The 12475-nt window shown below is 66.7% G+C and carries 3 protein-coding genes; 2 read left to right on the top strand and 1 reads right to left on the bottom strand.

Annotation, left to right across the window (positions count from 1 at the left end):
- Nucleotide 1 precedes the first annotated feature (1 nt).
- Both A5678_RS20805 and A5678_RS20800 read left to right on the top strand, forming a co-directional pair.
- Nucleotides 2-1108, top strand: coding sequence for an acyl-CoA dehydrogenase family protein (locus A5678_RS20805; RefSeq protein ID WP_068046096.1), 1107 nt, complete (start codon nt 2-4; stop codon nt 1106-1108).
- 3 nt (nt 1109-1111) lie between these two features.
- Nucleotides 1112-1534, top strand: coding sequence for a PPOX class F420-dependent oxidoreductase (locus A5678_RS20800; protein ID WP_068046094.1), 423 nt, complete (start codon nt 1112-1114; stop codon nt 1532-1534).
- A 15-nt stretch (nt 1535-1549) separates the two neighbouring features.
- Here the strand turns inward: A5678_RS20800 and A5678_RS20795 are convergent, their stop codons facing one another.
- Entirely contained in the window at nt 1550-12457 is a 10908-nt protein-coding gene (locus A5678_RS20795; protein WP_068046165.1) for a type I polyketide synthase, read from the bottom strand.
- Nucleotides 12458-12475 lie beyond the last annotated feature (18 nt).

Below are 12475 nucleotides of genomic sequence, written 5' to 3'. Positions count from 1 at the left end.
CATGGACTTTCAGTTGACCGACGAGCAGACCCTGCTTCGCGACACCACCCGCGAGCTGCTTTCGCGCAGCTACGACCCGGAGAGCCGCAACAAGGTCATCGGCTCCGACCTGGGCTGGAGCCGCGAGGTGTGGAGCCAGCTCGCCGACACCGGAATCCTCGGCCTCGGCTTCGAACCGGAGGAGGCGGGCCAGATCGAGATCATGGTCGTGCTGGCCGAGGCCGGCCGCCGGTTGGCCCCCGAACCTATCCTGCACGCCGCGCTGGCGCCGGGCGCGCTGATCGCCGAGTTGGGCACCGACGCCCAGAAAGAACAGCTCGACGACGTGGCGGCCGGCCAGCGGCTGCTTGCCTTCGCCCACCTGGAACCGGGCCACCGCAAGCCGGGCGCGGACGTGGGCACCAAGGCTGTGCAGCAAGGCGATTCATGGACACTGAGCGGACGAAAGAATCCGGTGCTCGCAGGTGACTGCGCCGACACGCTGGTGGTCAGCGCCGCCCTGCCGGACGGCGGCACCGGCCTGTTCCTGGTCGAGACCGGTGCGGTCACGCGTCACCCGTACCGGACCTTCGACGGACAACGCGGCGCGCAGGTCGACTTGGACGCCACCACGGCCGAACCCCTGGGCGAAGCGGCGGACGCATCGCAGGCGATCCGCGACGCCGTCATCCGCATCCAGTCGGCGCTGTGCGCCGAAGCGGTCGGGGCGATGGAGGAAGCACTGCGGCTGACCACCGATTACCTGAAGACCCGCAAGCAGTTCGGCGTCACGCTCAACAAGTTCCAGGCGCTCACCCAGCGGGCGGCCGACATGTACGTGTCGCTGGAACTGGCGCGCAGCATGAGCCTCTACGCGTCGATGTCGATCGCCGACGGCAACCTCGACCCGGTGATCGCCTCGCGCGCCAAGCTGCAGATCGGCCGCTCAGGCAGGCACATCGCACAGGAATCGATCCAGCTGCACGGCGGAATCGGTGTGACCGCCGAATATCCGATCGCCCACTATGCGGCCCGGCTCACCGCCATCGAGCACACGCTGGGCACTTCAGGCGAACACCTGCACAATCTCGTCGACCATATCGGCGACTATGACTTGGTCCGTCTCTAGCGAATGACAGAGCTCTCCGACAGAGTCGTCGAGTTCCTGTCGACCGGCACCCGCACCGGGATGCTCGGTTACGTCGCCGCAGACGGCCGGCCGCTGGTCGCCCCGGTGTGGTTCGTGGTCGACGGGGACCAACTAGTGTTCAACACCGGCCGCAACACGTCGAAAGGCCGTGCCCTGGAACGTGATCCGCGAGTGGTGATCTGCGTCGACGATCCCCATCCGCCGTATTCGTTCGTTCAGGTGCAGGGCGTGGCCACGGTGAGTGAGGACCCGGCCGACGTACTCGACGTCGCCACCCGAACCGGCGCCAGGTATATGGGCGCCGATCGCGCCGAGGAGTTCGGCCGCCGCAACTCCGCGCCCGGCGAACTGGTGGTGCGGGTGCGCCCGACCAAGGTCGTTGCCGGTTTCGATATCAGCGACTGACGCGAGCGCCGCACATCAATCCGGCTTCGGCGCCGCAACCGATTCCGGGTTCGACTCCGACTCCGCATCGGGCAGCTGACCCACCAGATATTCGGCGAGCCCTCCGATGGTCGGATAGTCGAACACCGCCGTTGCGTTGATCGTGAACTTGCCGCCGAACTGACTGTGCAGCCGGTTGCGCAGTTCGATCGCCATCAGCGAATCCGTGCCCAGATCCAGGAACCGACTGCTCGCGGCCGGCGGTTGCGCCAACCGCAGGAAGTTCTGGACCTCGCGCTGAAGGAATTCGGTCACGAAGCCGGCGCGCTGCGGCACCGGTATCTCCATCAGCTGCTTGAGCAACTCACTGTCGCCCGCGACCTCTCCGATGGCGCTAGGCAAGACGAGGTCGAGGAGCGGTGGACGCGAACTCCCCAGCACCTTCGCGGCACGTTGCCAATTGGCCTTGATGACGGTGGCCTGGCCGGTTCCATTGGCGACGACCTCGGCGAGGGCGGCGAGCGCGGCCGACGGTTCCAGCGGAATCAGGCCCTGGGCACTGATATTGGCGGTCGCGGCCTCCGAAGACGCCATGCCGCCCTGGGCCCAGGGACCGAAGTTGATACCGGTGGCCGGCAGGCCTTGCGCGCGTCTCCGCGCGACCAGCCCGTCGAGAAACGCGTTGGCCGTCGCATAGTTGGACTGACCGGGTGAACCGAACAAGCTGGACACCGAGGATGACACCACGAAGAAGTCCAGATCGTGGTCCTTCGTCAAGCGGTCCAAATGTCTGGCGCCGAAAGCCTTGGCCATCAACGCTTTTCGGAATCTCTCCACGTTCTGCTGGGCCAGTAGCGCATCATCGAGCACGCCGGCCAGATGCACCACCCCGGCGAGCGGCGGCAACTCCGCGCGGATCCGCTCCAGCAGCTTCGCAACCTCGGACTCGTCGCCGACATCGGCCGCGAAGACGTGGACGCGGCACTTGTAGCGCTCGGCGATCTCCTCAATCAGCCGTTGTGCGTCCGCATCGGGCGCTCGCCGGCTGGTGAGCACGAGGTAACCGGCACCGAGCTGGGCCAGGTACGACGCCGTGTGCAGACCGATGGCACCGAGTCCGCCTGTGATCAGATAGCTCCGATCGGCGCGGGGCTGAAGTGGATTCGGCATCTGCAGCACGATCTTCCCGATGTGCCGGGCTTGCTGCATGCGGCGGAACGCGGTCCTCGCCTCGGTCACCGGGTAGATCTCGGCGGGCAGCGGCGTCCAGTCGCCCTTGGCCAATCCGTCCGACACCTCGGTCAGCAACCCGCGGATACGCTCGGGCTCTTGGAAGGTCACCGTGTCCAGCGCGACAATTTCATAGGCGATGTCGGGACGGGCCTCCGCCATCTGTTCAGGGGTCCAGATGTCGCGCTTGGCGATCTCGGCGAACCGGCCGTTGCGGGCAGTGGCCCGCACGGTCGCTTCGATGAAGCCCTCATTGGTCAGGCTGTTGAGCACCACGTCGACGCCTGCGCCTCCGGTGTCCGCGAGGATCTGGTCAGCGAAATCCGTTGTGCGCGAGTCGTAGACGTACTCCACACCCATTTTGCGCAGCGTCGCGCGCTTGTAGGTGCTGGCGGTGGCGAAGACGACGGCGCCGTGCTGCTGGGCCAGTTGGATGGCAGCCAGCCCGACACCGCCGCTGGCGGCGTGGATGAGCACCCGGTCACCGGGCTTCAGCTGCGACCAGTCGAACGCGAGTCGGACCGTCAGCGCGGCGGCGGGAATCGTGGCCGCGGCGACCGCACCCACTCCGTCCGGAATCGGCGCCAACAACTGGGCCGGCACGTTGAACCGGCTGGAGAAAGCACCCTGCATGAAGCCGTAGACGCGTTGGCCCACCTCGAGTCCGCTTACGCCGCTACCCAACTGCGTGACGATGCCCGCGAAGTCACCGCCGATCGGCCCCGGGTCGCCCGGGTAGAGGCCCAGCACATTGAGCACATCGCGGAAGTTGAGGCCCGCAGCCTCCACCCGGACCTGCACGTAGCCCTCGTCCGGCGGCGGCACGTCCGCCTCGGTCAGCCGCAGGTTGTCGATCGCACCGCGTTCGGTGGGTGCAAGGACGTAGTCGGTTGAACGCGGCACCGTCAAATGACCGCTGCGCGCCCATGGCAACAGCCGGGAGGCCAGCAGTTTTCCTTGTCGCAGCGCGATTTCCGGTTCGTCGAGCGGGCTGGTCAACAGGCCGGCCAGCACCGCAGCCGCCTCCCGCGATCCGTCGCAATCGACCAGCTTGCAGCGCAGCGCCGGTTCCTCGTTCATCGTGGTGCGCCCGAATCCCCACAGCGCCGCCTGCACCGGGTCGACCGGTTCGCCGGACTCGGTGGCTACCGCCCGCTCGGTGACGATCCACAGTCCGTTAGGCAGTTTCACGTCGCCGCCTTGCGCGGCGTGCACGCCGCTGAGCAGGTTGGCGATTTCGGTCTCGACGCGTGCAGCGGCGCCGGTGCTCGACTCTTCACCATTCGGTCCGGTGCTGCGCCACACGACGCCGGAGACGGGCACTCCACGCTCGTGGGCCTGTGTGAGTAACTGCCCTAAGAGCTCCGGATCGGTGGTCCGGTCGAACGGGATGCAGCCCGGCACGTTGGCGGCCAGTTCGTCGAATCCGCCGATCAGCCAGGTTCCGTTCGCGGTACCCTCAGTCGGCGCAGGCGGCGGAACCTCGTGCCAGCCAAGGGTGTAAAGCAGCCGGCTGGCATCGCCGCCGAGGCCACGAAGCAGCGCCTCGCGAGGTGCCCGCTTGACCGTGAACTCGCGAATTCCGCCCAGGTGACGGCCATCCCGATCGACGTAATCGAGATCGAAGACCTGGGTTTCGCTGTCGAGCGCGCTCTCGTGCCACCTCGCGCGGCAGTAGAACCGCCGAGGCATCTTCTCCCGCAGCGTCACCTGCCCGTACCGCAGCGGCAAGAACAGGTCGTTGATGCCCTGTTCGGCTGCGAGAAGTGCCGGGAACGCCGGGAAGGCGACTCCGGTGCACAAGTCCATCAGCACCGGATGCATCGGTTCGGTCCCAAGGTGTTCGGCGAGTTCTTCACCAACGACGATGTCGCCGATCGCCTCACCCTCACCGAGCCACAGTGACTTCAGGGAACCGGACCAGGTCGGCCCCCATGCCAACTCCAAGTCGGCGAAGGTCTCGAACAACTCCTGCGGACGCATGCGGTTCAGTCGTTCGATCGCTTCGTCGAGCGGAGCCGCCTGCTCGGACACAGGTCCGTCAGTGCTGTCGGCGACGCCGGTCACGACGCTGCCTTCAGCGTTCAAGGACCACTCGGCGCCACGTTCACCATACGGGCGACTGTGCACTTGGAACTTGGATTCACCGCCGTCCTGCAGCGGATGAAGGGTCAGCTGTACCTCGCGAGAAGTCTTCTCGGGCAGGATGATCGGCTCGTAGAAGAAGACGTCCTTTACTCGCGCCGGTGCGCCGACCGCGGCCAGCGCCATCGCTGCGTACGTCGCTCCGGGGACGACGACGGTGCCATAGATGACGTGGTCGGACAGCCACGGCTGCGATTTGACGGACAACCTGCTGGTGTAGACGGAATCCCCAGAGGCGAGGTCTTTCGCGTTACCAAGGATTCCGGATACCGACGGACCGTCGACCGAGATGCCCGCTGTCTTGGGCCAGAACCGGCGGCGCTGGAACGGATAGGTGGGCAATTCCAGTTTGCGATACGGCTGACCATGCACCGCAGCGAAATTGGGAAGATGGCCACCGACGTAGGCTGCGGCCAGGGCGTCGGCGATCTGGCGCCGGTCGCCGACGCCCTTACGTAGCGAGACGATCGCCCGCGGCGCGGCCAAATGCTCCGGCCAGACCTGCACCGCCGCCCCGGTCAGCACGGGCTGCGGGCCGATCTCCATCAACACCGAGCAGCCCAGCGCCGCCACCGTGCGCACGCTCTCGGCGAACTGTACCGGCTGCCGGGAATGCCGGCGCCAGTATTGAGCGTCGAGCGGCGTTTGGGCGGTGAGCACGGCGCCGGTGCGGTTGCAGACCAGCGGCATCCTCGGGGCGGCAAACTGCAATTGCGCTGCGTACGACTCAAATTCATCAAGCACCGGATCCAGCAGTTCCGAGTGGAAGGCGTGGCTCGTCTGCAGCCAGGTGCAGCGGATCCCCTGCTCGCCGAACGTGTCGACGATCGGTTCCAGATCTTCACCCGGACCCGAAAGCACGGTGTTGGGTCCGTTGTAGGCGGCGACCGACACCCGCGGGGATTCGCCGGCCACCTCCTCGACGCGCTTGGGATCGGCGAACACCGCCACCATCCGCCCACCTTCGGGCAGGCTGCCGAACATCCGGCCACGCTCGGCGATCAGCCGGGCGCCGTCCTCGAGACTGAACACGCCTGCCACACATGCCGCCGCGTATTGGCCCACGCTGTGCCCCAGCACCACATCGGGTTCGATCCCCCAGGACTGCCACAGCCGGGCCAGGCCCATCTCGACCGCGAAAAGCGCCGGCTGCGCATACGACGTGTGCCGCAACCTTGCTCCGGCTTCGCCGCCGGTTTCGCGATCGGTGGCGAACAGCACCTCAAGCAACGGATGCGGCAGTATGTCCCTGACCGCGTCCGCACAACATGTGACGGTTTCGGCGAAAACAGGCTCGGTGTGGAACAACTCACGGGCCATCCCCGGATACTGGCTGCCCTGGCCGGTGAACAACCATGCCGTCGTCGGGTGGTGCGTGTGCTCGCCATGAACGACACCGGGTCGCAGCCGGTTGTCGGCCAGTTCGACCAGGGCCTCGCGCGCAGCCTCAAGCGAATGCACGACCAGCGCGGCGCGATGCTCGAAGTGTGAACGGCCCGTTCCGGCGGTGAGGCATACCTCGGAGAGGTCCACATCCGGGTGGGCGCCGAGCCAGGCCTCGTAACGCCGCGCCAATGCCACCAGTGCTTCCGGTGATCGCGCGGACAGTGCCAGCACCCTCACCTGGTCAGCCTGAGCTTCCGATGCCGAGTTGGTCGCGACGTCGTCGGCGAGCTCCTCGTCGGCGGGTACAGCTCGCGCTGGGGCCTCCTCGACCAGCACGTGCGCGTTGGTGCCGGTGAATCCGAAGGAGCTCACACCGGCGCGCCGGGGCCTGCCATTGGCCTGCCACGGCAGGGCCTCATCGACAACCCGCACGGGCAACGAATCCCACGGTATGTGCGGGGAGGGCCGTTCGAAGTGCAGACTCTGCGGCAGGACCCCGTGTTGCAACGACAACACGACCTTGATCAAACCTGCTGCGCCCGAAGCCGATTCGGTGTGACCGATGTTGGTCTTCACCGACCCCACCAGCAATGGTCGGTCAGCATCACGCCCGACACCGTAGGCGGCCGCGGCCGCCTGCACCTCGATCGGGTCACCCAGCGGGGTGCCCGTCCCATGCGCCTCGAGGTAGTCGACGTCACCGCCGGCCCAACCGGCGCGCGCCAGGGCGGTTCCGATAAGCCGTTGCTGCGCACCACCGTTGGGCACCGTCAAGCCACTGGAAGCCCCGTCCTGGTTCACCGCGCTGCTGGAAATGACCGCGCATATCCGGTCGCCGTCGCGCTCGGCGTCGCCCAGCCTCTTGAGTACGAGGATTCCACAGCCTTCGCTGCGCACGTAACCGTCGGCGGAGGCGTCGAACGTCTTGCATCGCCCGACGGGGGAAAGCATCCGCGCGCGAGAGGCGGCGATGACCGTTACCGGAGAAAGCAAGACGTTCACACCGCCGGCCAACGCCATGTCGCAGTCACCGGAGCGCAAAGCCTGGACGGCCTGATGGACCGCCACCAAGGCCGAGCTGCATGCGGTATCGACTGCCATGGCCGGCCCCTCGAGCCCCAGCGCGAAGGCAACCCGACCGGAGATGGCATTGAGCGCATTGCCGGTGATGAAGTAGGGCTCGATGTTGTCGATCGACTCCGACGACAGCAGATGCGCGTACTCGTTGGCAGCCACGCCGGCGAAGATGCCGGTTCGGCTCCCCCGCAGCGCCGCCGGCGAGTACCCGGCCCTTTCGAGACCCTCCCATACGGTTTCGAGCATCAGCCGCTGCTGCGGCTCGATCCAGACGGCCTCGCGCGGCGAGATGCCGAAGAATTCGGGATCGAATCCGTCGATTTCGTCGAGGAACCCGCCGAACCGCGTGTAGGTCTTGCCCGGCGTCTCCGGATCCGGGTCGTAGAACTCATCGATGTCGAATCGGTCCTCCGGCACCTCACGGATCGCATCGACACCCTCAAACAGCAGCTCCCAGAAGGCTTCCGGGTTGGGCGCGCCGGGGAAACGGCACGACACCGCAACGACCGCGATCGGTTCATCCGTGCGCGTCGTCACCGATGATGCCGGCCGTGGGGTCGGCTTGGCCTGATCGCTGAGCTCGAGCACGTCCCCCAACAGGTAGTCGGCCACGTCGGACAACCGCGGGTGATCCATCGCCAGGGTGGCCGGAATCTGCTTGCCCACCCCTTGCTCGATGCGGCGCCGCAATTCGACGGCCATCAGCGAATCCATGCCGAGGTCGAAGAACCCGGCGTCCTCCCGTATCTCCGCGGCTTCGACGCGCGTAACCTCCGCTACCGCGTCACGCAAGTAGTCGGTGAGAAGTTTCTTGCGCTGCTGCACCGGGGCGCCGGTGAGCCGCTCCACCAACCGAGTCTTCCCGGCCGCCGTCACCGCGGGCTCAGGATCGGGCACCTCACACTCCAACTCCGTCAATAACGCGCGCCTACCCGCCTGCTGGTAGAGCGGCAAGAAGCGCGCCCAGTCGATGCGTGCCACGACACCCTGTATGGGGCCATGCGACGGAGCGGCCGCCAGGACATCAGCCAGACCCGCGAGTGCGTCGGCGGGTGACAACGTCCGGACCCCGCGCTGATCCAGCCGCGCACGAGATTCCGCGTCGGCCATGCCCGCCGACCACGGGCCGAAATTGACGCTTAAACCGGGGATGCCCTGCTCGCGCAGGCGCCAGGCCAGCCCGTCGAGGAAGGCGTTCGCCGCACCGTAGGCGGTCTGGCCGAATCCACCCCACACCGAGGCGATCGAGGACGTGCTGATGAAGAAGTCGAGCTTCAGGGCAGCCGCTGCTTCGCTCAAATGCCAAGCACCCCACACCTTCCCGGCGAAGACACGATCGACCTCGGCGTCCTCCAGGTCGCTCAGCGGGGCAATACCGATCTCGCCCGCAGCGTGGACGATGCCGGCCAGCGGCGGCAGCTCCGCCTGCACACCTGCCAGCAGGCGTGCGACGTCATGCGCATCAGCGACATCGGCAGCGACGACACGGATTTGGCAGCCGTGCTTTTCGCCCAGTGCATCGATGCGCTGTTGCGCCGCGTCACTTGACGCCCGTCGGCTGGTCAACACCAGATTCCTCGCGCCGTGTGCGGCCAGGTATCCGGCGATCTCCAGCCCGATCGCACCCAGTCCGCCGGTCACCAAATACGTTGCATCGTGGCGTAGTTGCAGCGACTTGGCGCTCGGCGGCTCAGTGCGCCGAACCAACCGGGGAACGTAGACCGCCTGACCACGCAGCGCGAGCTGGTCTTCCCTGACGGCGGTGCCGGGCGGCGTCGTGATCCGGTTGACGAGCTCAGACCATTCCTCGGCAGTGCCTGCGGCCAGGTCCGCAAGACCACCCCATACGTGCGGAAATTCCAGCGCCGCCGCGCGACCGAATCCCCAAAGGCAGCTCTGATGCGGTGCCACGGTATCCGTGTCGACGACTCGCTGTGCGCCACGAGTCACGACCCAGATGGGACTGCGGAGCTCAGCGGCGATCGCGGCGCGAAAGAGCCGCCGTGTTCCGCCAAGGATCTGATGCTGCAACCGCAACAGTGACCGCATCGATGGTGTGGTCCCGGCCTCCAGCGCCGCGACATGCACGATGCGAAGCGTCGAATCCTCTGCTGCGGCAGCGCGGAACGCGTCTGCCAGCCGATCCTGCTCTGCGTCGGACATCGGCAGCCCGACGACCCGGTGCTGGTGGTTGTGTCCAAGCAGCACGTCGGCCAATGGCTGGACCGCATCGGCATCGTCCCCGACGACGATCCAGGTGGATCCCTCGGCCCCGTCTGCGCGGGAGAGCGGAGCAGGCGATTTATCCCAGCGGATCTCGTAGCGGTCGTTCGCGATGGACCGGGTCGTGCGTTGCTGATTGTGTTGCGCTCGTTGGCCGGCGTGATCCCGGCTGCCGTTGCCGCTGTCCGCCCGATTGTCCCGGAACCAGTATTGGCGGCGCTCGAACGGGTAGGTGGGCAAGTCGAGCTTTTGCGCGTGCGGTTGCCGTAAGGCGTCGAAGTCGGGCAGGTGACCCGAAACATATGCGTCGGCGATCGCTTCGGTGATCTGCCGGTGGTCGGCAGTGTTTCGGCGCAGAGACGCGATTGCTCGCGGCGCGGTGGCCGGGTCAGGCCATGCGGCAAGGGCTGCGGCGGTGAGCACCGGCCGCGGCCCGACCTCGAGCAATACCTTGCAATGCAGCGCGGCGAGCGTGCCCACGCTCTTGGCGAATTCCACCGGTTGCCGCGCGTGACGGCGCCAATAGGCGCCATCGAGCTTCACGCTCCGGCCGAGCGCGGCACCGGAGCGATTGTCGATCAAGATCCGTTGTGGCGCTTTGAAGTCGAACCGCCCCGCATACGATTCGAATTCGTCGAGGATCGGATCCAGCAGCGCCGAGTGGAACGCGTGGCTGGTGTTCAGCCAGTCACATCGGACGCCGGTGGCCGTCAGCCGCGCTACCGCCTGCTCCAGATCCACTCCGGGCCCGGAAAGTACGGTGTTGGCGCCGTTGTAGGCCGCGACAGACAGGCTCGGAAACTCGTCGGTCAGGTGCTCGACCCGCTCGGCTGCGGTGAAGATCGCGGCCATTCGGCCGCCCGCAGTCAGACTGCCGAAGAGACGCCCGCGTTCGGCGATCAGCAACGCGCCGTCCTCGAGACCGAAGACGCCCGCCACGCACGCCGCCGAATATTGGCCGACGCTGTGGCCCAACACCACATCTGGCTCGAAACCCCACGACTGCCACAGTCGGGCTAGGCCCATCTCGACCGCAAACAACGCGGGCTGGGCGTAGGAGGTCTGTTGCAGCGTCGCTTCGCCGTCTGAGCTGTTCAGATCGAAAATGACGTCCAATAATGGTTTTTCGACGACATCAGCGACCGCAGCAGCGCATCGATTCAGCGTCTCTGCGAACACCGGCTCGGTGTCGAACAACTCCCGGGCCATCCCCGGATACTGGCTGCCTTGACCGGTGAACAGCCACGCCGTCTTCGGCGCGTCATGGCATTCCCCGCGGAACAAACCGGGCGCCGGGCGATCGTCCGCGAGCGCGCCAAGTAGCTCCATGGCAGATTCCCTCGAATTCACCACCAACGCGGCACGCTGCTCCAAGTGTGCTCGCCCCGCTCCGGCGGTGAAGCACACGTCCGCCAGGGTCGCTTCCGGGTTCGCGCTCAACCAGCTGCGATATTGATCGGCGAGCCGTACCAGCGCGGCGGGCGTCCGCGCCGAGAGCGGAAGGATGCTGAACCGTCGGTCGCCGGGCCGCTCGACCGGAACCGGAGCCGAAGGGGCCGCTTGCTCAGGGGCTTCCTCGAGAATGACGTGAGCGTTTGTCCCGGCGAACCCAAACGAGCTGATTCCTGCGATACGCGGTTGCCCGTTGCGTTCCCAGGCGGTGGCCTCCTTGACAACCTGCACCGGAAGCCGGTCCCAGGGAATGTGGGGCGACGGGTTCCGAAAGTGCAGGTGCTGCGGCAGTAGCTCGTTCTCGAGCGACAGGATGACTTTGATGACGCCGGCGATGCCCGCGGCCGCTTCCAGGTGTCCGATGTTCGTCTTCACCGAGCCCATCAGCAATGGCTGGCCGGGCTCGCGTCCGGCGCCGAGCACCGCACCCGCGGCCTGGGCCTCGATGGGGTCGCCCAGCGATGTCCCGGTGCCGTGCGCCTCCAGGTACCTGACGTCGCGAGGTTCGAGGTCGGCGCGCTTAAGCGCGTCAGCGATCACCCGTTGCTGGGCAACGCCGTTCGGCACCGTCAACCCACCCGATGCGCCGTCCTGGTTGATCGCGCTGCCGCGGATCACGGCCCGAATCCGGTCACCGTCGCGAATCGCGTCCTCGAGACGCTTGATCACGATGACGCCGCACCCCTCGCCGCGCACATAGCCGTCCGCGGCCGCGTCGAACGTCTTGCACCGGCCGTCCGGCGCGAGCATCTGCGCGCTGGAGAAGGTGATCATGGTTGCCGGGGTGAGCAGGACGTTAGCGCCGCCGGCCAGCGCGAGGTCGCATTCCCCTAAGCGCAGCGCTTGACACGCCTGATGGATTGCCACCAGCGACGAGCTGCACGCCGTGTCCACGGCGACCGCGGGGCCCTGCAGCCCCAACCGGTAGCTGATCCTGCCCGCGGCTGCGGCATTCGACGTCCCGATGGCCATGTAGGCCTCGATCTCGGGGTAAGTCAGCTCGTCGGATGCCATTCCGAGGTAGTCGTGCGTGGCCAAGCCGACGAAGACACCGGTGTTGGTGTTAGCCAGAGCCGTGGGCGCGATACCCGAATGCTCCACCGCGCGCCATGCCATCTCCAACAAGATCCGGTGCTGCGGGTCCATCAACCTGACCTCGCGCGCCGACATACCGAAAAACGGCGCATCGAACCCCGTTACGTCATCGACAAAACCCGCACGACGGGTCACGACCTTGCCCGGCGCCCCCGGTTCCGGATCGAAGAATTCGTCGACATCCCACCGGTCCTGCGGCACCTCCGCTATCGCATCCCGACCTTGCCGCAACACATCCCAGAATTCGTCCGCATCCGCGGCACCGGGAAAGCGCGCCGCGTAGCCGATGACCGCAAAACCTGATGACGGCTCCTTCAGACCTTCGGCAGATGCCATGCGCTTGTCCTCCTTGGC

Source organism: Mycobacterium sp. E2733 (genome assembly GCF_001667585.1).
Lineage (GTDB): Bacteria > Actinomycetota > Actinomycetes > Mycobacteriales > Mycobacteriaceae > Mycobacterium.
Note: the sequence above shows the minus strand (reverse complement) of the source record. Positions and strands in the feature narration are given on the sequence as shown.